Source organism: Pseudomonas kermanshahensis (assembly GCF_014269205.2).
Taxonomy (GTDB): domain Bacteria; phylum Pseudomonadota; class Gammaproteobacteria; order Pseudomonadales; family Pseudomonadaceae; genus Aquipseudomonas; species Aquipseudomonas kermanshahensis.
The window spans coordinates 3,110,686-3,135,237 of the sequence record NZ_JABWRY020000001.1 but is presented as its reverse complement, the minus strand read 5'-3'; the positions used below and the strand labels follow the sequence as shown (position 1 = coordinate 3,135,237).

Below are 24,552 nucleotides of genomic sequence, written 5' to 3'. Positions count from 1 at the left end.
GGGGCGCCATGGCCGTTCAGGGGCGGCGGTGCGGATTCAGCGGGCTTTTGCCAAGTGTTCGAACTGGCATTGCATCTGAGCATCTTTGAGGCTCAGCTCAAACTCAACCAAGCCGTCATGCACTTGCTGCAAGGCCTGGATCTGCCCCATCAATTCCTGCTTTTTGTTATCGATGGCCTGCATGGCCAGATCCCAGGGCAGCTCCTGGCCGCGATGATCCTGCAGAATGGCCTGCATTTCCTTGAGCTTGAAACCGAGTTGCTGAGCGCATTTGATGAAGGTCAGCAGCTCTACGCTTTGCTGGCTGTAGATGCGGTACTTGCCTTCGCGTTGCGGAGGGGGCAACAGGCCGATTTCTTCGTAATGTCGAATGCTTTTGACGGTGGTGCCCGACAGCTGGGCGGCTTTGCCGATGTACATGAAAATCCCTTTTTTTGACGCATCAGAAGCGAAAAGATGTCGCGCGCTCGTGCAGGCGCGCGACATCTTTGCACAAGCGTCAAGGGGGGGGAAGCCAAGTTGAACAAGGTGTCACAGCAGGGAGGCTCGGTTGCGCAGCGCAGGGGCACGGCCCGACCGGGCCGATCAGCGGCTGGCGACTGCCTGGACTTGTTTGAGCCAGGCTTCACGCTGTTCCGGCTTGGAGCCCAATACCGGACCGAAGGTCAGGGTTTTCAGGGGTTTTATGCCGCAGAACTCTAGGGTGGTCTTGCGCATTTGGTGCAGGCCCGGCATGCGATACACCCACCGGTAGTACCACGGCGGCGTGTCCATGGTCACCAGAAGGTGAGCCGTGCGGCCCTTGAGCAGCTTATCCGGGAAGGGCGAGCCCTTGCGGTACTTGAAGGCAAAACCTGGCAGAAACACGCGGTCGAAAAACCCCTTGAGCAACGCCGGAATGCCGCCCCACCAGATCGGGTACACCAATGTCAGGTGTTCGGCCCAGGTAATGTCGTTCTGTGCGTCGATCAAATCGGGCTCAAGCAACTGGATCTGGTTATAGCCATCGTGCAAGACTGGATCGAAATCCAGGGTGTCCAGGCGCAGCAGGCGCACCTCATGGCCTGCTTGCGTGGCGGCCTCGACATAACGTTCGGACACAGCGCCGCAAAAGCTGTCGTTCGAAGGGTGGCCGAGGATTACGAGCATGCGTTTGCTCTTCATGACGAACTCCACATAATGAAGTGCCAAGGGTAAAGTCTGCCCCTAACGGTAGAGTCAAGCCTTGCCGGTTAGCGGTAGAGGCAAACAGTCCAGCAGCGCTCGGGTGTAACCCGGCAAACCGTCGAATCAGCGGGCGCAGATCACCACACTAACGGGTGGCGATCGCGCAGCGGGAAAGCCCAGAAGTCAGCCGTTGCCGGGTGCTGGGTGACTTGTTTGGAGTTTCCCTAAAGAATGTCAGGGTCGCCAAAAAAAAATTGGACATCCATATAAATCAAAAGGTTATGAATGGGGAGTTGGTTTTGTATCCCCAGATGTACGCTTTTTTACAGCTGCTACGAGTGGATTACAGTGGACGCACCGAAGGGGGGGGGCCGCTGTCAAACGTGCAATCCCTCACCCAGTCGCGCAGCCTATGCTTTGGGCTCACCCCAGTCGCTACGCGTCGCAGCAGTCAGTGGGTGGGATGCACACGTTTTCCACTGAGGCCTGAACCAGAAAGCCGACATTTCCTGAGAAAGCCGGCTTTCTGGTTTCAGGGGACAACCTGAATGGTCAGACGATGAAGTTCACCAATCGGTTAGGCACTACGATCATCCTTCCTGCGCTTTCCAGATATTTGCTCAACACAGGATCGGACAGCGCCTGGTCACGGATTGTGTCATGGTCGGCATCGGCCTGGACCAGAATCTCCCCCCGTAGCTTGCCATTGACCTGTACCATCAACTTCACTTCGTCCTGCCTTAAGGCGTCGCTGTCCGGGGTCGGCCAGGCACTGTCGTAGATCGCGCCGGGGAATCCTAATGCCTCCCAGAGAACCTGGGAGATATGTGGCGTCACAGGTTGCAGCACCTGCAAGAGAATGGCCATGGTTTCCCGGCAGACCTGGTGACCAACGCTGCGGGCACTCTCCAGTACCTTGAGCATCTTCATTGCACCCGATACGACGGTATTGTATTGCAGACGCTCATAATCGTTATTGATTTGCTTCAACAAGTCATGGGTCATGAAGCGCACACGGCTGGCTTCTGTGGCGTCTGCCGCCTGGCCGTCACTTTCGCTCCAGCGTGCCTGCTCATCAACGGCAAAGCTCCAGAGACGGCGCAGGAAGCGATAAGCCCCTTCGACACCGGTGTCGCTCCAGATCGTGCTTTGATCAGGGGGGCCGGCGAAGATGGTGAACAACCGGGCGGTGTCCGCACCAAACCGGTCGATGATGTCCTTGGGCTCGACCACGTTGTTCTTCGACTTGGACATCTTCTCCACGCCACCCAGGGTGACAGGCAAGCCATCTTCGATCGCTGTCGCGCTGACCGGACGGCCTTTTTCATCGTATTGAACCGATACTTCGCAGGGGTAGAACCATCGTCGGCTACCGTCCTGCGCCTTGCGGTAATAACTTTCCCGCAGCAGCATGCCCTGAGTGAACAGATTCTTGAATGGTTCACTGAAGTCCACCAATCCCTCGTCGCGCATCGCCCTTGTCCAGAACCTGGCGTAGAGTAAGTGCAGCACCGCATGCTCGATGCCGCCGATGTACTGGTCGATGGGCATCCAGTATCGGTTGCCAGGCCCTACCATCGAAGTGTGACAGTCGGGATCGCAGTAGCGCATGAAATACCAGCTCGAGTCGACGAAGGTGTCCATTGTGTCCGTTTCCCGTTGCGCGGGTGCTGCACAACGAGGGCACGCGACGAGGCGGAACGATTCACGCCGCAGCAACGGATTGCCGCTTCCGTCGGGAATGCAATCGGTCGGCAATATTACCGGCAGGTCTGCGTAAGGTACTGGTACATCGCCACAGTATTCGCAATGAATGATCGGAATCGGAGTTCCCCAGTATCGTTGCCGGGAGATTCCCCAGTCACGCAGGCGCCACGTGGTGGCTTGCTCGCCACGCCCACGCTCGGCCAGGGCGTCAACGATTGCCAGGGCAGCTTGCTCCACCGTGAGACCATCATAGACGCCAGAGTTGATCAGGCGACCTTCCTGGCTGCCGTAGCGATCCGACCAGGCTGCAGGGTCATAAGGAGCCCCGTCGAGCGCGATGACGGGGTGTACGGGCAAGCCATACTGACGGGCAAAATCGAAATCGCGCTCATCATGGGCCGGCACCCCCATCAAGGCGCCTTCCCCATACTCACCAACCACATAATTGGTGATCCACACGGCGACCGGTTCGCCGGTCAATGGATGCTCGACGTGCAAGCCGCTCGGGATACCGAGCTTCGCCTGCGCGCCGGCGGCGGGGCTGGTCTGTGCCGCCTGTCGACACGCCTGCACCTGCGGCTCGAGCCCTGGATCGAGCGCCGTGGCACGCTTGGCCAGCGGATGATCAGGTGAAACGGCACAAAACGTCACACCCATCAGCGTATCGACGCGCGTCGTGAACACCCACAGCTTGCCTGCGTCGATCAACTGCCCGTTTGCGTCTTCGACAGTGTGGACAAAGGCCAGGCGGACTCCACTGGCCTTGCCAATCCAGTTGCGCTGCATGCTGCGGACCATGTCCGGCCAACCCTCCAGGGTATCGATGGCCGACAGCAGTTCCTCTCCATACTGCGTGATGCGCAGGTAGTAGCCGGGAATCTCGCGTTTCTCGACGAGCGCTCCGGATCGCCAACCCCGGCCATCCACCACTTGCTCGTTGGCCAGCACGGTTTGGTCGACGGGGTCCCAGTTGACGATCTGGGTCTTCTTGTAGGCCACGCCCTTTTCCAGCAACTTCAAGAAAAACCACTGGTTCCATTTGTAGTATTCGGGATCGCAGGTGGCGATTTCTCGTGACCAGTCGAAAGCCAGTCCTAGCGGCTGCATCTGCGACTTCATGTCGGCGATGTTCATCCGTGTCCACTGAGCGGGTGATACGCCCGACTGCATCGCGGCGTTTTCTGCCGGTAGGCCGAACGCATCCCATCCCATCGGCATCAGGACGTTGTAGCCCTTCATCCGCATGTGACGGGCCAACATGTCATTGATCGTGTAGTTGCGCACATGCCCCATGTGCAACTTTCCGGAAGGGTAGGGCAGCATGGAACAGGCATAGAACTTTGGCCGGCTTTCGTCCTGGACAGCCTTGAATACTTCATCGCGAAGCCATTTGGCCTGAGCCGTGCTTTCAACCCAGGCAGGATCATACTGCTGTCGCATAGGGGGTCCTCGATATTGTTGGAGCTGGACGACGATAAATCGCCCGGCTCATATGTTCTTGTAAGATATCGCTCGGCCTGTTGAACATCGCTTGCCGCAAGTGTAAGCGCTTACGGTAATCTGGCAGGGATTAGGTTTGAAAAGTTTTTTCCTTTTTGCGCCCTCCCGCCAACCAGCCACGGGGCCACACGCTGAAAGCCCGAGGCGGCTTGTATTTGGCTTTAAGCGACCGTAACAGACTGCCGTGAGTAATCAAGCAGAAATCGGGTTGGAAGTGCTGCATATACTGTGGGATCTTATCCCATGGAACTGTAGGAAAAATATGATGGGCGCCATGGTAGTTGAAGTTCATCAGGCACACTCGCTCGAAAAAGAGTGGCACTTTCACGTTTCTCGCAAACAGCGAATCATTGATGGGCGTCTGGTAGTGGGCAAAACTGTCCAGCACAGTGAGAATGAATGCTCTGAGTAAGTAGAGGATCACCAATATCCACCAGTTGGCGCCATACAGAAAAGCACTGCAAGCTAACAGCAGCAAGGTGCACGCGCCTTCGGTGCGCAGTGCGCTCAATTTTTTATTGCGCAGGGTGATGGACAGCGCGCAATGGTCCGACGGCACCACTGTCGAGCCGTAGATGAGGCTCGTCAGCGGGTAGATAAAACGGGGCGGCAGGAAGCAGACGATTGCGGTCAGCACGAAGTCGTGCCAGTAAGCACCAAACAATTTGCGATAGTAATAATTGACGACCTTGCGCGTCGATCGGCGCGGGGCGATATAGATCTCGTCGCAATCATGCTCGGTACGATTGACGCGGTGATGCCGCAGATGATCGAAGCGTTGCAAGTCATAGGCGATGCCCATGAACACCGCCATCACCTGGCCCATACGCCGGTTCCTCCGGGGGGCAGGGTGCAGCAATCCGTGTATCGCCTCATGCACCATGACGCCGGTGGTCGAAGAGAACAACAGGGTGGGTAGCAGGGTCAGCGTGAACCAGGGGTTTGTAGAGATCAACAGGGGAGCGATGAGAAACTGGTAGCCGTTGACCAGTACAAGAAATGCAAAGATCAAGTTGTTGGTCGTGACATCGATATCGTCGAAGTCGCGGGTTTTGACCAGGGTCGGATTGCCACGATACAAACGCTCGTACAGGTCCTGCGTCAGTGTTTCGCTCATGCTGAATGCACCTCTTCCTTTTGATGTCTGAAACGAGCCTCCTGGCTCAACTTCTTCGTGGTGATGAAACCTGTGGAGCCTTGGCTTCCCGGCCCCACAACCAGCAGACGCCTCCGAGCAGCAGACCCAGAAGTCCGTAGAGGCTCCAGCTCAGCGTGAACCCAGCGCTGGAGTTCAACGAGGCGCCCAATCCCACCGAGACCATTCTGGCGAGCGCGAGCAGGATGGGAATTAGCGAAAAGAGGCTGGCCTGGGTTTGCAATGATGTCTTTTGGGAAATCAACGCGGTGATATGGGTGATGCCGAGAATCTCACCCATCGTCCAGAAGAAAACGAACGTCAGAATCAACGCGGTATGCTCGAAAAACGCGTAGGCGCCAAATCCGATACCGTAGAAGATTCCTGCCGCGGCCAGGTTGGCGAGCGTGCTGAATCGGGAGGTTAACGCGATCAGAGGCTGCGTGATCAGGATGACCAGCAACGCGTTGACGATCCCCACGGCAGCGAAGATGCTCGCGGCACGGTCAACGGCTATTACATCGAGCCACAACGGTAGCTGATACTCACGCTGCGCATCCAACACCGACAAAGCGAAAAACATTGCGCCGGCGACGATCACGATCCTCGGTATGTCGATCATGTTGCGCAAGATTCTGCGTCGTGCCTGTGGCGTATGAACCTGTCGCTCAGGCAGCACCAGGAAAAGACTCGCAAGGAAACACGCAATGCTGACGCCGGCGGCGAATACCATCAGGTAATGACTATGCAGGCCGAGCAGATACCCACCGATGACAAACAGCAGCGCGGCGCCCAAGTTGCTGGCCAGGTGAAGGTAGCCGAAGGATGCAATGCGGTTGCCATCGTCCGCCGCCAGCGAGGTCAGCATGCTGAACACTGGCGTGATCACGCCTGCGCATAGCATGAACATCAGCACCATGGCAATGGACGTGGTCGGCGTGTTGAACACCATCGCGAGCAGCAGAAAGACCGACGAGCACAATGATGTGCCCAGTAACAGTGAGCGAAAGGAGCAGCGACTGGCCAAGGCCCCACCCAACAAGTTGCCCGTCAAGTAGAACGCCGATACCAGCGTTATCACCAGCGCCACTGCCGAGCCATCGAGATGGTAGTGACGGTTGAAAAACAGCGCTGCGAATGGCCCCAACGCGTTCGCCATGACGAAAAGCAGACGAAGCAGGATGATGTTGCGCATCGCCGTCGTCAGCCCCGCGTCCTTGAAGAGCTTGTTCACTTGAGGATCACCTCGGTGTCACGAACGCGCGCAGTGCTCGCTGCACGGCATTCGTGCGCCGTATCTGCCTGGGTGATGATGAACGCAGCTCGATCAAGAAAGGCATCCGGCGGCAGCTTCAAGGTGCGGCCGGAGGCGGCCTCGACGACCAATTGCGACCTGACGCCTGCGGGCAGTGCGGGCAGTGCGGCATGCACCTTGACCAATACCCCCGCGTGGGCCGGGTAGATGAAGTCGATGGCGGCCACCCGGTGGCGCGTCGGTCGCAGGTCCAGCGGTACATCCCGGAAACTGTCCACCAGCAGCTTGAACAGATCCAGGCCGCTGGCCAGCTCTACCAGCTTCAGGATCTGATCACCACCGGCCCGGGTCGCAAGTTCAATGACCTTCGCACCATCCTTGCCCAGGCGGATTTCCGTATGGGTGATTCCCCACTGCACAGCCAGCGCCTGATGGGCGGCAACCACCAAGGCCGCAACCGCCGACGGCAGATCCTGCCCACCCGGCTCGAAAGAGACCAGGTGACCAACCTCCTCGAAGTAAGGTGCCGGACCGAGACGTTTCTGCGTCACGGCAACAATATTGACGCGACCTTGGGCCACCACACTTTCGACACTGATTTCCGGGCCATCGACATAGGCTTCCACCAATGTCTCGTCCATGATCGCGCTGCTGGTACGTACCTGTTTTTCGCTAGCGTGCCTGGCCGCGATAGCCGCGAGCAGTGCCTGCTCGGTGTCCGCCAGCACCACGCCGATGCTGCCTGCCAGTTTTCTTGGCTTGATGACCACCGGGAAACCGATTGCCCGTGCGGCCGCGACAATCTCCGCATCCGTCAGGGCGAGCAATGAGGCGGGAGAAGACACGCCGTGCCGGGCGAACGCTTCGCGCATCAGGCGTTTGTCCCGGCTCACCCGGGCGGTATCCAGCGTATGCTCGACATGCCTGACGCTCAAGTCGGTCAGTCCTGAGTTCTGCGCAAGTTGCCAGGAGGGATTACCAATTTCGACCGTCCTGGCAGTATTGATGTATTGGTTCTTCAAATTAGACATAAACCTTCCATTTGCTTGGTTCAAGCTCGATAAAAGTTGTCTTTGCGAATACGTCGAGCGCTGCCTCGGGTATCCTTATGGGGGCGCAGTGAAGAAACTGACCTGAGTTTCAGTCGTTGACCACAGTTGTAGTAGGTCAGTAGCCGGTGCTCAGTGCGATTAAATATGGCCAAAACCAAATTTTGATGTCAAGCATTTATTTCGGACAAGTAAATCGAGCTGTCAATAGTCGCGTAAAAGGCAACTATCCTTGAATTATCTAATCCTGGGGCGGTGCTGGCGGCTTCAGCGCCTAAGCGTCTCGCCTCGAACCGAAATCCGATTCATAGTTTCGCTCATTGGAGGCGGTGATCGATCTGTTTAAAGGTGGCGACTGAGTTGTAGGAAAAATCGTCGGAGTGCATTGGGTTTCGTTACAAAATGTTCCTCGAGTATCCTTTTGCACCGCACCCTTGTATCGCACATCTTCAAGATGTCAAAAGTAGAGGACTCATTATTCCGAGTAGCCATGAAAACAACTTCCGTCAGCCTCTGCGTATAGCGCAGTAATAGGTGTCATTGGCGTGTACCATAGTCGGAGATGATAAGTCTTGCGGTTGCCGTTATTGACTTTCCAACTTCAATCTGGAGCGGCCACCTACGCCGCAATGTTGTCCGGGCATGTCGCTGGGCATGATTTGTACTGTGTCCCGTGACACCGTCAGGGCACTGACTGACGATATGGGGGGGTGTGGCGAAAGCATGGGCAGAGATGGACATCAGTCCAACCAAGAAGGTCCCACTCCATGCGCTGTGGTAGGGCGTGGTGCTGTGTCACGGCCGTTCGCTGTGTTCGCTGTCTCTGCTTATCGCGTCGGCGAGTGCCATGGCAGTTGTCCGGCCGGACTGTTGCCTTCATGGCGTTCTGATCAAAGACTGTCCGGGTCGCCAAAGAACATCTGAATCCGCGACCGCAACCAGCGCTCCGCCGGATCGTTATCCTGCGCCCCCCGCCACGCCATGTGCAGTTCGAAACTGCGCACCTCGATCGGCAGGTCCTCAGCCCGCAACCCCCCGGCAGCCGTCAACGCATCCGCCGTGTAATCCGGCACCGTGGCAACGATGTCGGTACCCGCCAGCAAACTCCCCAGCCCATTGAACTGCGGCACCGCGAGCACCACATGGCGCTTGCGGCCTATCTCGTCCAGGGCTTCGTCGATGAAACCGGACAGGTCACCGGCAAACGACACCAGGGCGTGCGGCCGGGCGCAGAAGTCGTCCAGGGTGATGCTGCCGGGCACACTGTCGGCGCGCAGCAGTTTCGGCTTGCTGCGGCGCAGCACCTTGCGCTTGGCATTGGCTGGCAGCTCGCTGGTGTAGCTCACGCCCACCGAGATTTCCCCCGAGGCCAGCAGCGTTGGCATCAGCAAGTAGTTGACCCGGCGTACCACCAGCACAATACCCGGTGCTTCGGCACGGATGCGTTTAAGCAGTTGCGGCAGCAAGGCGAATTCGGCGTCGTCCGACAGGCCGATGCGGAACACCGCGTTGCTGGTGGCGGGGTCGAACTCGGCCGCGCGGCTGACAGCGGTAGAGATCGAGTCCAGCGCCGGGGAGAGCAGGGCGAAGATTTCATGTGCCCGCGCCGAGGGCTCCATACTGCGGCCGGTGCGCACGAACAGGGGGTCGTCGAACAGGTTGCGCAGGCGCGACAGGGCCGCGCTGATGGCCGGCTGGCCGAGGAACAGTTTCTCGGCAGCACGGGTCACGCTACGCTCGTGCATCAGCGTTTCGAACACGATCAGCAGGTTGAGGTCTACACGACGCAGGTCGTTTCGATTCATCGGTGCGCTTCGCCTAAAGTGGGGCAGGGGTGAATCTTAAGGCCAAAGGCTGTTACCCTGCACCGATTTCCGGGGGCCAATTCAGATGAATGTCAGGTGCCCAATCGATGACAAGCATGTCGACTATTAATGACCACTGATGGTCTAACGGCCAAAGCCCGGATAAAGTCCGTGGTAATAGAGGTTCACAAGGCGAGGTATGCGATGTCCCGCATGATCCGTTTCCACAAGTTCGGTGCAGCCGATGTGCTCCGTTGCGAAGAGCAGGCCGAACCGTCGCCCGCCGCCGACGAGGTGCAGGTCCGCGTCGAGGCGATCGGCGTCAGCTGGTATGACGTGCTCTGGCGTCAGAACCTGGCACCGTCCCAAGCCCGCCTGCCGGCGGGAATCGGCCATGAGATGGCGGGTGTGGTGACGGCTGTCGGTGAAGGGGTCGAGGATATTGCGGTCGGTGACCGGGTCGCCAGCTTTCCGGCCACCAGCGCCAATGATCACCCGGTCTATGGCGACGTGATCGTGTTGCCGCGTACAGCCATCACCCGCTACCCGGCTATCCTCACGCCGATCGAAGCCAGCGTGCATTACACGCCGCTGTTGATTGCCTACTTCGCGTATGTCGACCTGGCCCGCGCCAAGGCAGGGCAAACCGCGTTGGTGACCGATGCCAGCCACTGCGCCGGGCCTGCGTTTGTGCAGCTGGGCAAGGCGCTGGGGTTGAAGGTGTTTGCGGCCACCAAGGAGCCTGAACAGCGCGACTACCTGTTGGGCCTGGGGGCGGACAAGGTAATTGTCACCGAAGAGCAGGACCTGCTGCTGCAGGTTGGCAAATACACCGACGGGCGTGGCGTGGACATGGTTCTCGATGGCATGGGTGGGCCGCAGATGTCGCTGCTTGGCGATGTGCTCGCGCCTCGTGGCAGCCTGGTGCTGTACGGCCTGCAAGGCGGCAACCAGACACCGTTCCCGGCCTGTGCGGCGTTTCAGAAGAACATCCAGTTCTATGTGCACTGTATCGGCAACTTTACCGGCAAGCCGGAGCTGGGTATCAGCCAGGACCAGGTCGCGCTGCAGCGGGCGCTGCGGGATATCAACCAGTTCACCGCCGATCAGTTGCTGACCCCGCAGATCATCAAGGTGTATCCGTTCGATCAGGTGGTCGAGGCGCATCGGTACATGGATGAATGCCCGTGTGGCGGGCGGGTGGTACTGGACATGGCACAGCCTTCCTGAAGGGGGCGTTGAAGACCACAAGAACCCGGGCAACGTCCCGGGTTTTTTGTGCGTGGGCGGGTGCAATGCCCAAATGCTATATCCATAAAAAATCAGACGCATCCTACAATTAAAAAGTACGGAGACTACATATTTTAAGTGTTTGCTTTTAATTGTCGTAATATCTTGGAAGGAAATTCAAGTTGAATACTTGCGGCCCCCGGAGCATTGTGTATTCCCATGCTTGCTGAATGGTTTTTTTACGCTGATCTGTATCTTCTATTCGATATCCAACGCTCGATAATGGCCCAGTGATAGTTTGCGCAAGGAGCGTGGAATGAGCATGGCTATGCCCGAGTTAGGGCAGCGTATGGCAGCAGCCGGTCATCGGTGCGGCGCATTTTTTTCGATGGCTTGGCGACAGAGCAGTTCACGTCATTATTTCCCGTAGTTTGTAGGAAATTTCTTCAGGAAGGACGCATTGCACTGTTTGCAGTTGCCGGTGTGATGGATACATGAAGTTGATGAGGTGATTACGTGGGCGCTATACACGATCAGGCGATGCACTATATCTACCAGCAAGTGCTCGAGCGCTTGTTGAGCCATATGTCCCAGGCGCAACGTGCCTCCTTGCAGTTGCTGATTCAGCGATTGCTGGTGGCTGCCGGTGGGCCCGAATACATTGGCACGTTCCGTTTGCTGGTGCTGCAAGGGGCTGATCGGCGCAGTGCCCACCTGTTGGCCACCTTGCGTGCCGCCCAGTTGAGTATCGCCTTGCGTGCACCTGTGACGTTTCAGTTGCGGGTACTGGTGGTCAACCTGCCTGCTGCCGGCAGTACCGTGCTGGAAAACCATGAACGCAGCTTCAATGCCTTGTTCATGCAGGATGACCCGCGGGTGCAACTGCAGATGACCGAAGGCTGCGAAGTCGTGCCTTTCAGCCGTCGGCAGTCGGCTGCACCGGAGCGCTGGGCACTGGCGCGCAATGCCATGCTGATGTTCGGCCACGGGGTCGATGCCAGGCCCGAAGCCCTGCTGGGCAGCCGGCTGCACCTGGAGCTGGCGGGCGCAGTGGGCCTTGCGCTGCAGGCGCAGCCGCGGGCCGATGTGCTGATTACTGCCGTACCTGCACGCCAGCGCCGCCGCTACCTGGCCTGGGCGCGGCGGAGCCTGCGCCTTGCAGGGGAGCGTGGCCCCCACGTCGTGCACCAGTGCCTGTCGGCATTGGCCAATGGGCTGGGCAGGTTACATGGGGTTGCCGGCTCACCCCTGGAGCGCGCAGACGCTTCAAGCAGCATGGCAACCGAGGAGGCGCCCTTACGTGTAATCGCCATCGACGACCTGCTGCCACACCTGCTTGAGGACGAGCAGTTCGATCACATGCTGGGCTGCTGCTTCGATGCGGCCCAGGACGCTTGGCCCTTGGCGGCCTTTGTCGATTCGCGGGCCGTGGCGCAACTGCACGATTTGCGCGCGCGCAGCCTCGAGCCGCTGGTCCATCGGCCGGCACTACGCTTGGCAAGCCCCAGCAGCGACGGCGGGCAGCGCGAGCCAACCTCCGCGCACCTGGGCAAACCCTATGGCATCAGCCAGACCCAACTGGTGTGCCTGCTGTTCAGCCCTTTCGCCCGGCAGGGAAAAGGCCTTGAGCGTTTTTTAAGATGCCGTCATCCCGACATGTTGGTGGCGTTGCCCTACCTGCACCGGGCCTTGCAGGGTAAGCCGTGCCCCGAGGCGGTGAAGGACTGGCTGGTGAACACCAGCGGCCTGGCGCTGGTACCGTTGCGGGCGATCTATGAGGGGGGCCTGCAACCGTCGTCGAGGCGCTTGATGGCCAACCTGGCTCGCCGCGATGTGCACCTGAAGTGGCTGCCGCGCCCGCCCGCTGCAGGAAGGCCCGCCTTTGAGGGCTTGCCCTGATGGGCCGATCGGTACCGGGCGACTACGCCTATCGGAAGGTGTATCACTACCTTGAAGCGCTGATCGATGAGGCACAAGGCCGTGAGCCATGGCGCTTGCCGTCGTTACGCACGCTTTCGCGGCGCTTGCGCGTATCGCTGGCCACTGTGCAGAGCGCCTACAGCTTGCTGGAGGATGAGGGCCGTGTGCATTGCGTGCCGCGGTCCGGTTACTTCGTGCGCGCCCACGCTGGCGGCTCGCCGGTGCAAGCGGTGGCTGGGCCATGGCATGTGCCCGCTCACTCGATGCTGGAGCGGTCGCTGTTTACCCATGAGCGGCGCCTGGCACGTCAGCGTGCGCGTGGCACCGCCCCGGTGGAAGAGGTCGGCGGTGCTCGTCTGCGCAATGCGTTGGCCGAGCGCTATACCCGTTCCTCCACCCATTACTGGCGTGCCGAGGAGGTGCACCTTGCCCCTGACGTGCAGGCATTGGTGGAAGTGCTGCTGGCGGCGTTGGCCTTGCGTGGCGCCACCGTGCTGGTGCAATCGCCGTGCTGCTGGCCGGTGCTGCGCGCCTTGCAGCGCTGCGGCATGCGTGTGCTGGAGGTACCGTTGAGCAACAGCGGCACGGCGGATTTGCAGGCGTTGGCACGGCTGCTCAGTGCCGAGCCGGTGGGTATGCTGATCATGCCATCGTGCCTCAGCCTGCCGCAGGGCAGGCTGATGTCGCAGCATGACCAACAGCAGATTGGCCAACTGCTTGGCGACCACCCGGTGTGGTTGCTGGAAAGCGACCTGGACAGCGAGCTGTGTTACAGCGGGCCACCGAATGCGCGCCTGCGCGACTGGGTCGACCCGCGCTGGCTGTTGGTGATGGGGTCGTTCGAGGCCGCAGTGGGGGGCGAAGCGCCTTATGCCTATGTGATGGGGCGTCATGCCGGCTTGGCCGAGGCGTTCGCCCAGCGTGCGTTTCAGCTGGCGCCGTTGCGGCTGCAGGCACTTGCTCACCTGCTTGGCAAAGGTGAAATCGAGACCCAGCTGGCGCGGCTGCGGGCAGAACTGCAACGGCGCATGGCGTGCTTTAGCCGGCAACTCAAGCTTGAGCTGGGCGAACACGTGACGTTCGACATGCCCGAGGGCGGCTGGACCCTGTGGTTGCGCTCCCGCTGGCCGCTGCGACTGGATGACGTGGTAGCGGCGTTGTCAGGCACCGACCTGCGCGTGGTCCCAGGTGGGCAGCACAGCGCGGAGGTACGTCATCAGCAATACCTGGCACTGACCTGGGTGGGCGAGGATCCTGATGCATTGCAGCATGCTCTGGAAAAGCTGGCTCAAGCGCTGGAGCTGCGCTGCGGCCGGCCAATAGGGCAGCGCGGCTCGCAGCACTTGAGATGAGGGCGAGCTACTGCTCCTGCCCCTGACGCAAACGGGTGCTGATCAGTGCCGCCACCACCAGCATCGAAGCAATGATCCACAAGCCATTGCGGGTGCTGCCGGTGGCCTGTTCGATCAGGCCCATCACCGACGGCCCTACAAACCCACCAAACAGGCCGCAGGTGGTGACAAAGGCCAGGCCCGCCGCCAGTGCGTTACCGCTCAGGCGGCTGGACGGGAAGACGAAGATGATCGACTGCACCACGAACAGCATCAAGGCGGTCAACGAAAAGCCGATCAGCCCAATGAAGGAGTTGGACAGCGAAGCAAGCAGCAACCCGGCCGACATGGTCAGCAGACCAAAGAACAGTAGGGTACGGCAACGGCTGGGCGAGGTCGCCAGGCGCGGGAATGTGGCGGCGCCGATGGCGGCGGCGATCCAGGGTACCGAGGTCAGCAACCCGACCTGGAAGGGCGACAGCGCGGCATAGGTGCCGATGATGCCTGGCAAGAAGAAGATCACGGTGTAGATGGTGATCTGGTGCACAAAATACACCGCAATCGCCAACCAGATCTGCTTGTCGCGAAACATTTGCCCCAGCTTGCTCTGTTGCGGCGCTGCAGCCCGTTCGGCACTCAGGCGACGCTCGATGTCCTGGGCATCGGCAGCGGACAGCCAAGGTGCCGACGCGGGGCCATCGGGCAGCTTCTTCCACACCACATAGGCCAGCGCCACTGCAGGCAGGCCTTCAAGCACGAACAGCCATTGCCAGCCGTGCCAGCCCAGCACGCCGTCCATTTCCAGCAGCGCGCCGCCCAGCGGCCCACTGAGGATGTTCGCCAGGCACACACCCAGCAGGAAGTAGCCGGTGGCGCGCGCACGCTGTTCGCGGTCGAACCAGTACGTCAGGTACAGCATGACGCCGGGGAACAGGCCGGCCTCGGCCACCCCGAGCAGCAGGCGCATGATGTAGAACGAGGTTTCCCCCTGGACGAACGCCATGCCCGCTGACAGCAGGCCCCAGGTGATCATGATGCGGGTGATCCAAAAGCGTGCGCCCACCCGGTGCATGATCAGGTTGCTCGGCACTTCGGCCAGGGCATAGGTGAGGAAGAACAGCCCGGCACCCAGGCCGTAGGCCGCCGCCGACAGGCCCAGGTCGATGCCCATGCTGGCCTTGGCCAAGGCGATGTTGGTGCGGTCGAGGAAGCTCATCACGTAGACGACGATGAGCAGTGGCATCAATTTGCGCAGCAACAGGCCGTTCAGGCGCTGTTCGGTAGCGACGGCAGGCGCGGTGGCCGCTGTCGTGCCGGTGAGGATTGTCATTGTTTTTTTCCCCGTGATAAGTGCTGGTGGTGTGCCGCGCTTGCGGCGGCACACCCAGGTCGGTAGGTCAGGAACGGTTGATGTCGAGCCACGCCGCGCCGTTGGGGTACTGGTAGCGTTCCAGGGTGTCAGCGTGCATTTCAATGCTGTAACCCGGGCGCTGTGGCGGCATGTAGCGGCCGCGACGGATCACCACCGGGTCGAGGAAGTGTTCGTGCAGGTGGTCGACGTATTCCAGCACCCGGTTGTGCAGCGATGCCGAAACGGCGATGTAGTCGAACAAGGCGATGTTCTGCACATATTCGCACAGCCCGACCCCGCCACCATGCGGGCAGACCGGCACATCGTACTTGGCCGCCATCAACAGCACGATCAGCACCTCGTTCAGGCCACCCAGGCGGGCCGCGTCCAGCTGGCAGAAGTCCAGTGCGCCGGCCTGGAACATCTGCTTGAACATCACCCGGTTGTGGCAGTGCTCGCCGGTGGCCACGCCGATGGGCGCGATGCGCTGGCGGATGGCTGCGTGGCCGAGGATGTCGTCGGGGCTGGTGGGTTCTTCGATCCACAAGGGTTCGAAGGCGGCCAGGCGGCGCATGTTGGCCACCGATTCATCGACGCTCCAGACCTGGTTGGCGTCCATCATCAGGGTGCGTTCCCAGCCGATTTCGTCCCGCAGGATGCTGGCGCGGCGAATGTCTTCTTCCAGGTCGGCGCCGATTTTCTGCTTGATGTGGGTCCAGCCGTCGGCGACCGCTTCGCGGGCCAAGTGGCGCATTTTTTCTTCGCTGTAGCCGAGCCAGCCGGGGGCGGTGGTGTAGCCGGGGTAGCCTTCGCGCAGCATTTGCGCTTCGCGCTGGGCCTTGCCTGGCACCTGACGGCGGAGCAGGGCGATGGCTTCCTCGGGGGTCAGCACGTCGGTGACGTAGCTGAAGTCCAGGCAGCGCACCAGTTGCTCTGGGGTCATGTCGGCCAGCAGCTTCCACACCGGCTTGCCTTCGTGCTTGGCCCACAGGTCCCACACGGCGTTGATGATGGCGGCGGTGGCCAGGTGGATCACGCCTTTCTCGGGGCCAAGCCAGCGCAACTGGCTGTCACCCACCGTGAAACGGTGCCAAAACGCGCCCATGTCGGCGGTGATTTCTTGCAGGGTCAGGCCGACGATCATCGGTGCCAGCGATTGCACCGCCGCCGCGCAAATTTCGTTGCCGCGGCCAATGGTGAAGGTCAGGCCATGGCCTTCGAGGGCGTCGGCGTCGGTGTGCAGTACGACGTAGGCGGCCGAGTAGTCAGGGGCGCTGTTCATGGCGTCGGAGCCGTCCAGCGACAGCGAAGTCGGGAAGCGGATGTCACGGACGCTCAGGTGGGTAATGCGTATGCTCATGGCGGACTCTTGTTCTGGTCAGGCAGTGGGAGACTCGACTGTAGGTTGTCGAGCGATACAGGCATAATCGCCAATTCCTAAGTAGGGATATCGGAATTGATATGTCTCAAATGCCCGCAGACAGCCCAGCGCTGCCGCAAAACCTTGGCACATTGAAGATCTCCAGCCGCCAGATCACCTTGCTCAACGCCCTGGGCGAGTTCGGCAACCTGCGCCGTGCCGCCACGGCGATGCACACCACGCAACCGGCGGCCAGCCTGCTGCTGCAGCAACTGGAAGAACGCCTGGGCGTGCGCCTGTTCGAGCGCCTGCCGCGTGGCATGCAGCCAACGCTGTATGGCGAGGTGATGATTCGCTACGCGCAGAACGCGCTGCACGAGTTCGAACATGCCCAGGCACAGATCGCCGAACTGGCGCGCGGTGCCTTGGGCCTGGTGCGGGTGGGCAGTGTGATGGGGCCGGTGCCCGGTTTGCTGACCAAGGCGGTGCTGGCCTACAAGCGCGATCACCCCAAGGTGCGTATCTCGCTCGAAGTCGGCACCAGCGATACCTTGTTGCCGGCGCTGCTGCGCGGTGATTTCGACATGGTGGTCGGGCGCCTGCCCGACCAGAGCGACAGCCAGGACCTGAACATCGAACTGTTCGAGGGCGGTGAGCAAATGCGCGTCATCGCCCGCGCCGGCCACCCCTTGGCCGACGCCAAGGCGTTGCAACTGGCCGACCTGGTGGCCCTGACCTGGATCCTGCACCCCATCGGCAGCCCCATGCGCCGCCGGGTCGAAAGTGCCTTGCAGGCGGGCGGCATGGTGCAGTCGCTGGACATTGTCGAAACCGCCTCGATCCTGGCCACCACCGCGATGTTGGAGGCGTCCGAGATGATTGCGGTGGTGCCCAACGATGTGGCCGAGCATTATGCGCGCTACGGCATGGTCGCCATCCTGCCGGTAGAGCTGCCGATCTCGATGGCCAACCTGGGCTTGCTGACCCTGCGCTCGCGGCCCAACTCTGTGGCCTTGGACAGGTTGCTGCAGTACCTGCGCACGCAATAGCCCTGCCTTTACACCTTTTCGAGGTTGCCCTCTGATGCCGTCGGACATTACCCACTCCAGCTTTTGCAACTGGGTCCGCTACAAGCACCTGGTGCTGATCGACACCCTGGCACGCACCCGCAACATGCACGCCACCGCCACGCGGATGAACCTCAGCCAGCCGGCGCTGAGCAAAATGCTGCGTGACCTGGAGGAGCAGTTTGGCTTCGCCTTGTTCGAGCGCCTGCCACGCAGCATGCCGCCCACCGAGCTTGGCGAGTATGTGGTGCGCTACGCCCAAGGGGTGTTGGGCGACTCGCAGCAGTTTGTCGACCAGGTCAACCGGTTGCGCAAGGGCGGGCACGGGTTCATCCGGGTGGGTGGCATTTTTGCGGCCACCCCCGTGGTGCTGCCTCAAGCCATTGCCGCCATCAAGGCACGCAGCCCGTTGCTCTCGATCGAAGTGGTCGAGCACTCCAGTGACCACCTGTTGGCCATGCTGGAGCAGAACAAACTCGACATCATGATCGGCCGCTTCACGGAAGAACGCTTCAGTCAGCTGTTCGACTATCAGCCCCTGGAGCCTGAGCCCTTCAGCCTGGTGGTCAACAGCCGCCACCCCCTCAATGCGCTGGCCAGCACCCCGGTGGAGGCACTGGGTGAGTGGCCCTGGGTGCTTTACCCCGTGGGCACGCCAATTCGCAATCGCCTGGAGCAGGCCTTCAGGGTGGCCGGAATTGCCACACCGGCGGACAGCGTCGAGACCATCTCGATGCCGATGTTCCTGCAGTTGCTGCAATCGGGCCCGATGATCGCGATGCTGCCCAGGTCGATGGTCGCCGCACAGCTGAGCAGCGGCCAGTTCAAGGAACTGCAGAGCCCCTTGCACCTGCCCGCGCTGGAGTACGGCATCGTTACCCGCAAGGACGAGCCGCTGACCCCGTCGGCCCACGCGTTCGTCGACATTCTGCTCGACTTCGCACAGCAGCGACGTGCCGCGCAGGGCGCAACAAGCGATTGATAAATCACCACCGATAGATGGTATTGATAACCATGGGTTATCGCGTGATCGGATCATCTCATTGGGAATGTTGCGCAAGGCTTCTTACAGTGGTTGCAGATTCGCCCGGTATCGAACGGGCGACGCCATAACAAGAAGTCAGCCGCACCGCCTTGAGAGGTCTCATGCAACTGATTGCCCGCTCTGGTGACCTTGCCGTCATCCGCCTCAACCCGCTGGACAACGTTCTCATCGCCCGCCAGGCCTTGCCTGAAGGTTTGCACCTCGACGCAGAAGGGATCATCGTCCGCCAGGCGATCCCCTCAGGCCATAAAGTCGCCACCCAGCGCGTGGAGCAGGGCCAGCCCCTGCGCCGCTACGGCCAGATCATCGGTTTTGCTTCACAGGCCATCGACGCCGGCGACCATGTTCACGTGCACAACGTGCAGATGGGTGATTTTGCCCGCGACTATGCCTTTGGCGTCGATGCCCGCAGCACGCCGGTCGCTGAGGCGGTGTTCCAGGGCATTGTGCGTGCCGATGGCCGGGTAGCCACCCGCAACTACATTGGCATTCTCACCTCGGTGAACTGTTCGGCGACCGTGGCCCGGGCCGTGGCCGACCATTTCCGCCGTGACATCCACCCCGAAGCGCTGGCCGACTACCCGAATATCGACGGTGTAGTGGCCTTGACCCACGGTGCCGGCTGCGCAGTAGACCCTTCCGGTGAAGCCTTGGGCCTGTTGCGTCGGACCTTGGCTGGCTATGCCGTACACCCCAATTTCGCGGCCGTGCTGATCATCGGCCTGGGTTGTGAAACCAACCAGATCGAAAGCCTGCTGGAGACCCAAGGGCTTACCACCAGCACGCAACTGCGCGCCTTCACCATCCAAGGCATTGGCGGCACCTCGAAGACCATCGCTGCCGGCATTGAGCAGGTCAAGGCGCTGTTGGCCCAGGCCAACCAGGTAGAACGCGAGCCGGTCAGCGCCCGCCACTTGATCGTTGGCCTGCAGTGCGGCGGCTCGGATGGCTACTCGGGGATCACCGCCAACCCCGCGTTGGGCAATGCCGTCGACCGCCTGGTGGCGGCCGGTGGCACCGCGATTCTGTCTGAAACACCGGAAATTTATGGCGCCGAGCACCTGCTGACCCGTCGCGCCGTAAGCCGCGAAGTCGGCGAGAAGCTGGTGGCACGCATCCACTGGTGGGAAGACTACTGCCAGCGCATGAACGCTGAACTGAACAACAACCCGTCGGCCGGCAACAAGGCGGGCGGCCTGACCACCATCCTCGAGAAGTCGCTGGGTGCGGTGGCCAAGGCCGGCTCCAGCAACCTGGTCGACGTCTACCAGTACGCCGAAGCGGTACGCGCCCATGGGCTGGTGTTCATGGACACGCCGGGCTACGACCCGGTCTCGGCCACCGGCCAAGTCGCAGGCGGCGCCAACCTGATTGCCTTCACCACCGGCCGCGGTTCGGCCTACGGCTGCGCCCCGGCGCCGTCGATCAAGCTGGCGACCAACAACCGGGTGTTCGAGCACCAGGAAGAGGACATGGACGTCAACTGCGGTGGCATCGCTGATGGCTCCACCAGCATCGAAGAGCGTGGCGCGTACATCTTCGAACAGATGCTGCGCATCGCCTCCGGCGCGCGCAGCAAAAGCGAACAGCACGGCTATGGGCAGAACGAGTTCGTGCCCTGGCAGATCGGCGCCGTGACCTGATCGACAGCCCACTCCCGAATTTGAGGCAACCTTTTATGCACGTTAGCGGACACAACTTCATTGCCGGCCAGCGCAGCGCGCTGGGCCAAACCCTGGTCTACAGCGTGGACGCCCACACCGGCGAGCGCCTGCCCGGCGGTTTCTATCAGGCCACCTTGGCCGAAGTCGACAACGCCGTGGGCGCGGCCTCGGCGGCTTTCCCGCTGTTTCGTAACCTGCCAGCGGTGCGCCGCGCCGAGTTCCTGGAGGCCATTGCCGACGAACTCGACGCCCTCGGCGAAGACTTCATTGCCTTGACCTGCCAGGAAACGGCCTTGCCTACTGCGCGAATCCTGGGCGAGCGGGGGCGTACCAGCGGGCAGATGCGCCTGTTCGCCCAGGTGCTGCGCCGTGGCGACTTCTATGGCGCCCGCATCGACCAGGCCCTGCCTGCCCGCACGCCGTTGCCCCGCCCAGACTTGCGCCAGTACCGCATCGGTGTGGGCCCGGTGGCGGTGTTCGGCGCCAGCAATTTCCCGCTGGCGTTCTCCACAGCGGGTGGCGATACCGCAGCAGCCCTGGCGGCCGGTTGCCCGGTCGTCTTCAAGGCCCACAGCGGCCATATGGCCACTGCCGAACGCGTAGCTGAAGCGTTGATTCGTGCCGCTGAACGGACGGGCATGCCAGCCGGTGTGTTCAACATGATCTTCGGCGGCGGGGTTGGCGAGGCCTTGGTCAAGCACCCCGGCATCCAGGCAGTCGGGTTTACCGGGTCGCTCAAGGGCGGGCGTGCGCTGTGCGACATGGCGGCGGCACGGCCGCAGCCGATTCCGGTGTTCGCCGAAATGTCGAGCATCAACCCGGTGCTGGTGCTGCCCCAGGCCTTGGCCTCGCGCGGTGCGCAACTGGCCAAGGACCTCACCGCGTCGGTGGTGCAGGGCTGTGGCCAGTTCTGCACCAACCCGGGCTTGGTCCTGGGCATTCGCTCCCCAGCGTTCAGTGCCTTTGTCGAGCAGTTGGCCGGGCACATGGCAGAGCAAGCGCCGCAGACCATGCTCAACGCTGGCACCCTGGGCAGCTATGGCAAGGGCTTGCAGGCCTTGATTGCCCACCCTGGGGTCAAGCGGTTGAGTGGCCAGGCGCAACACGGTAACCAGGCTCAACCGCACCTGTTCGAGGCTGATGTCAGCCTGCTGCTGGAGCAGGACGAGCTGCTTCAGGAAGAAGTGTTCGGCCCGTGCACAGTGGTGGTTCAGGTTGCCGATGAAGCCGAGCTGACGCGCGCGGTGGCAGCCTTGCGCGGCCAACTGACCGCCACGTTGCTGGCGGACGATGCCGACCTGGCGGCCTACGGCTACTTGCTGGGTGCGTTGGAAGTGAAGGTGGGTCGCGTGCTGCTCAATGGCTACCCCACCGGGGTCGAGGTGTGCGATGCCATGGTCCACGGCGGCCCATACCCGGCCACTTCGGACGCCCGCGGCACCTCGGTCGGCACCCTGGCCATCGACCGCTTCCTGCGCCCGGTGTGCTACCAGAACGTGCCTGACGCCTTGCTGCCCGCCGCCCTGCAGAACGCCAACCCGTTGGGCATCCAGCGCCTGGTGGACGGCAAGCCCAGCACCGCAGCCCTGAACTGACCGTGGAGTGACAGGCATGACGCAAACCAAACGGTATGACGTGCAGGCGCTAACCCGGTTCGTCGAGCAACTGTTTGAAAAAGCCGGTGCCGATGCCGAGGTCGCCCAAGTGGTGACCCAGGTATTGCTCGAAGGCGAACTGCTAGGCCATCGCACCCACGGCCTCAACCTGGTCAGCCGCTATATCGGCGGCATGCTCAGCGGGCAGGTCAAGGCGCAGGCCCAGGCGCTGGAGCAGGTGTCGGACAGCGGCATTTCCAGTCTTTTCGACGGCCATTACGTACTTGGCCCGTACTGTGTCAGCCGGGCCCTCGACTGCGCGGCCAAAGGTGCCAGCGCACAGGGCATCGGCATTGCCGTGGTGCGCCGGGCCGCGCACATCGGCTGCCTGGCGGCTTACCTCAAGCCTTATACCGACCGTGGCCTGGTGGCCATGGTGTATTCCTCGGACCCGTCCGTGGGGCTGGTCTGTGCCCATGGCGGGGTCGACCCGGTGTTCACGCCCAACCCGATTGCCGCCGGCATACCGACCCAGGGTGAGCCGATCCTGCTGGACGTGAGCATGTCTACGGTAACCCTCGGCCTGGTCGGGCAGTGCCGTGATGCCGGCAGCCGGCTGCCGCACCCGGTGCTGATGAGCAACGATGGCCACCTGAGCGATGACCCGCGTGACTTCTTCACCACGCCCCAGGGCAGCATTCTGCCACTGGGTGGTCAGGCCTTTGGCCACAAGGGCTTTGCCCTGGCAATCCTGGTCGAGGCACTGACCTCGGCATTGGCCGGCCATGGCCGCAAGGACGCCCCGGACCAGTGGGGCGCGTCGGCCACCGCGGTGGTCATCGACCCGCGCTTTTTCGGCGGCTTGCAAGCGTTTACCGACGAAACCAGCTTCCTCGGCCGGTTGATCGTGGCCAGCCGACCGGTAGACCCCGAGCGCCCGGTGCGCCTGCCTGGGCAAGCCGGCCTGGCGTTGCGCCGGCAAGCCTTGACGCAGGGCCTGAGCCTGTCGCAGCCAGTGCTCGACGACCTCGACCGGCTGGCCGAGCAGTTGCAGCTGGCGACCCGTTCGCAGGCGCTTTCCCAATGAATGACAATGACAACAAGGGTGCACCCATGACAGACCAATCGAATGCCAACCAGCCACTGCCGCTAAGCCACGACCTTGCCGTGTTCGACACCGGCAGCTGGGTGGGGCGCGTCTGGCTGCCGGATCAAGGCCCCGCCGTGGTGCTTGTCAAGGCCGGCGCCGTGCACGATATCAGCGCCCATGTGGCGACGGTTTCGGCCCTGCTGGAAGTGGCCGACCCGGTGGCCTACCTACGTGCGTTGCCTTTGCCCGACGCGTTGATCGAGTTGCCGGCGCTGCTGGCCAACAGCGACCCTGGCCAGCGTGACGCGCGCTTGCCTTGGCTGTTGGCACCGATCGACCTGCAAGCGGTGAAGGCCGCCGGTGTCACCTTCGCCGCCAGCTTGCTGGAGCGAGTGGTGGAGGAGCAAGCCAAGGGCGACCCGGCCAAGGCCGATGCCATCCGCGATACGCTGGCCAGCCGCATCGGTGCGGACCTCTCCCAGATCATCCCGGGCTCTGCCCAGGCCGAAGCGCTGCGCAAGGTCCTGGTGGAGCAGGGCCTGTGGTCGCAATACCTGGAGGTGGGCATCGGCCCGGATGCCGAAGTCTTCACCAAGGCGCAGCCACTGTCGGCGGTCGGGCATGGTGCCGACATCGGTATCCACCCCAAGTCGAGCTGGAACAACCCGGAGCCGGAAGTGGTACTGGCGGTGTCGAGCGACGGCAGCATCAAGGGCGCCATGCTCGGCAACGATGTCAACCTGCGCGACTTCGAGGGGCGCAGTGCCTTGCTGCTGTCCAAGGCCAAGGACAACAACGCCTCCACCTCGCTGGGGCCATTGCTGCGCCTGTTCGACGAGAGCTTCAGCCTGGACGATGTGCGTAACGCCGAAGTGGACCTGCGTGTCGAGGGCCAGGACGGCTTCATCCTGTCCGGCCGCAGCTCCATGCGCCAGATCAGCCGCGACCCCCAGGACCTGGTGCAGCAGACCCTCAACGAAAACCACCAGTATCCCGACGGTCTGGTGCTGTTTCTCGGTACCCTGTTCGCGCCCAAGCAGGACCGCGACCAGCCAGGCAACGGTTTTACCCACAAGCCCGGCGACCTGGTCGCCATCAGCAACGCGCAATTGGGCACCCTGTGCAACCGTGTCACCACCAGCGACCTCGCGCCGCAGTGGGGCTTCGGCCTGCGTGCGCTGATCGACAGCCTGAGCCGGCGCGGCCTGCTCGAGGCGGCGGTAACTGCGCGTCAACCTTGAGGGTTGCCGCACCAAGGATGAACGCAACAGGACCGACGGA

18 protein-coding genes are annotated in these 24,552 nt (G+C 61.7%); 9 read left to right on the top strand and 9 right to left on the bottom strand.

Annotation, left to right across the window (positions count from 1 at the left end; genetic code table 11):
• Nucleotides 1-36: 36 nt before the first annotated feature.
• The 7 genes from HU764_RS14295 to HU764_RS14265 form a co-directional block, all read right to left on the bottom strand.
• The gene (locus tag HU764_RS14295; RefSeq protein WP_186676940.1) at nt 37-420 is read right to left on the bottom strand and encodes a MerR family transcriptional regulator; all 384 of its coding nucleotides are present in this window, start codon (nt 418-420) and stop codon (nt 37-39) included.
• Between the two features lie 165 nt (nt 421-585).
• Complete coding sequence (locus tag HU764_RS14290) at nt 586-1,164, bottom strand: NAD(P)H-dependent oxidoreductase (protein WP_186676384.1); 579 nt, start codon at nt 1,162-1,164, stop codon at nt 586-588.
• 555 nt (nt 1,165-1,719) lie between these two features.
• Nucleotides 1,720-4,314: a leucine--tRNA ligase gene (leuS, locus tag HU764_RS14285; RefSeq protein ID WP_186676398.1), complete on the bottom strand. Its 2,595-nt coding sequence runs from the start codon at nt 4,312-4,314 to the stop codon at nt 1,720-1,722.
• Nucleotides 4,315-4,444: 130 nt separating this feature from the next.
• Complete coding sequence (locus tag HU764_RS14280) at nt 4,445-5,491, bottom strand: fatty acid desaturase family protein (protein WP_186676401.1); 1,047 nt, start codon at nt 5,489-5,491, stop codon at nt 4,445-4,447.
• A 46-nt stretch (nt 5,492-5,537) separates the two neighbouring features.
• Nucleotides 5,538-6,743, bottom strand: a complete 1,206-nt coding sequence (locus HU764_RS14275; protein WP_338109072.1) for an MFS transporter — start codon at nt 6,741-6,743, stop codon at nt 5,538-5,540.
• Nucleotides 6,740-7,795, bottom strand: a complete 1,056-nt coding sequence (locus HU764_RS14270) for an ATP-grasp domain-containing protein (RefSeq protein ID WP_186702719.1) — start codon at nt 7,793-7,795, stop codon at nt 6,740-6,742. Before HU764_RS14270 ends, HU764_RS14275 begins: the two co-directional genes overlap by 4 nt.
• A gap of 908 nt (nt 7,796-8,703) precedes the next feature.
• The gene (locus tag HU764_RS14265) at nt 8,704-9,618 is read right to left on the bottom strand and encodes a LysR family transcriptional regulator (protein ID WP_225935653.1); all 915 of its coding nucleotides are present in this window, start codon (nt 9,616-9,618) and stop codon (nt 8,704-8,706) included.
• A gap of 204 nt (nt 9,619-9,822) precedes the next feature.
• Between HU764_RS14265 and HU764_RS14260 the strand changes: the two genes are divergently transcribed.
• From HU764_RS14260 to HU764_RS14250, 3 genes are all read left to right on the top strand, one after another.
• On the top strand, nt 9,823-10,848 hold the full coding sequence (locus HU764_RS14260; RefSeq protein WP_027594744.1) for a zinc-dependent alcohol dehydrogenase family protein: 1,026 nt from the start codon (nt 9,823-9,825) through the stop codon (nt 10,846-10,848).
• 516 nt (nt 10,849-11,364) lie between these two features.
• Nucleotides 11,365-12,747, top strand: a complete 1,383-nt coding sequence (locus HU764_RS14255) for a hypothetical protein (protein WP_186676406.1) — start codon at nt 11,365-11,367, stop codon at nt 12,745-12,747.
• A complete protein-coding gene (locus HU764_RS14250) occupies nt 12,747-14,120 on the top strand; it encodes a GntR family transcriptional regulator (protein WP_186702718.1) in 1,374 nt (457 codons plus the stop codon). The genes HU764_RS14255 and HU764_RS14250 overlap by 1 nt, the downstream gene beginning before the upstream one ends.
• Nucleotides 14,121-14,127: 7 nt before the next feature.
• Here HU764_RS14250 and HU764_RS14245 read toward each other — a convergent pair whose 3' ends face one another.
• Nucleotides 14,128-15,429, bottom strand: a complete 1,302-nt coding sequence (locus tag HU764_RS14245; protein WP_186676413.1) for an MFS transporter — start codon at nt 15,427-15,429, stop codon at nt 14,128-14,130.
• Nucleotides 15,430-15,496: 67 nt separating this feature from the next.
• Nucleotides 15,497-16,810, bottom strand: coding sequence for an L-fuconate dehydratase (locus HU764_RS14240; RefSeq protein WP_186702717.1), 1,314 nt, complete (start codon nt 16,808-16,810; stop codon nt 15,497-15,499).
• Nucleotides 16,811-16,911: 101 nt separating this feature from the next.
• Between HU764_RS14240 and HU764_RS14235 the strand changes: the two genes are divergently transcribed.
• The 6 genes from HU764_RS14235 (at nt 16,912) to HU764_RS14210 (ending at nt 24,512) form a co-directional block, all read left to right on the top strand.
• Nucleotides 16,912-17,859 carry a LysR family transcriptional regulator gene (locus HU764_RS14235; RefSeq protein ID WP_099429552.1) on the top strand — a complete coding sequence of 316 codons (948 nt, stop codon included), beginning with the start codon at nt 16,912-16,914 and terminating at the stop codon, nt 17,857-17,859.
• Nucleotides 17,860-17,893: 34 nt separating this feature from the next.
• The gene (locus HU764_RS14230) at nt 17,894-18,859 is read left to right on the top strand and encodes a LysR family transcriptional regulator (RefSeq protein ID WP_186702716.1); all 966 of its coding nucleotides are present in this window, start codon (nt 17,894-17,896) and stop codon (nt 18,857-18,859) included.
• Nucleotides 18,860-19,023: 164 nt separating this feature from the next.
• Nucleotides 19,024-20,565, top strand: a complete 1,542-nt coding sequence (locus HU764_RS14225) for a UxaA family hydrolase (protein WP_099429550.1) — start codon at nt 19,024-19,026, stop codon at nt 20,563-20,565.
• A 35-nt stretch (nt 20,566-20,600) separates the two neighbouring features.
• A complete protein-coding gene (locus tag HU764_RS14220) occupies nt 20,601-22,181 on the top strand; it encodes an aldehyde dehydrogenase (NADP(+)) (RefSeq protein ID WP_186702715.1) in 1,581 nt (526 codons plus the stop codon).
• A gap of 16 nt (nt 22,182-22,197) precedes the next feature.
• Nucleotides 22,198-23,268 (top strand): Ldh family oxidoreductase, encoded by a 1,071-nt coding sequence (locus HU764_RS14215; protein WP_186702714.1) that lies wholly within the window; start codon nt 22,198-22,200, stop codon nt 23,266-23,268.
• Nucleotides 23,269-23,294: 26 nt separating this feature from the next.
• Nucleotides 23,295-24,512, top strand: coding sequence for a fumarylacetoacetate hydrolase family protein (locus HU764_RS14210; protein WP_186676419.1), 1,218 nt, complete (start codon nt 23,295-23,297; stop codon nt 24,510-24,512).
• Nucleotides 24,513-24,552 lie beyond the last annotated feature (40 nt).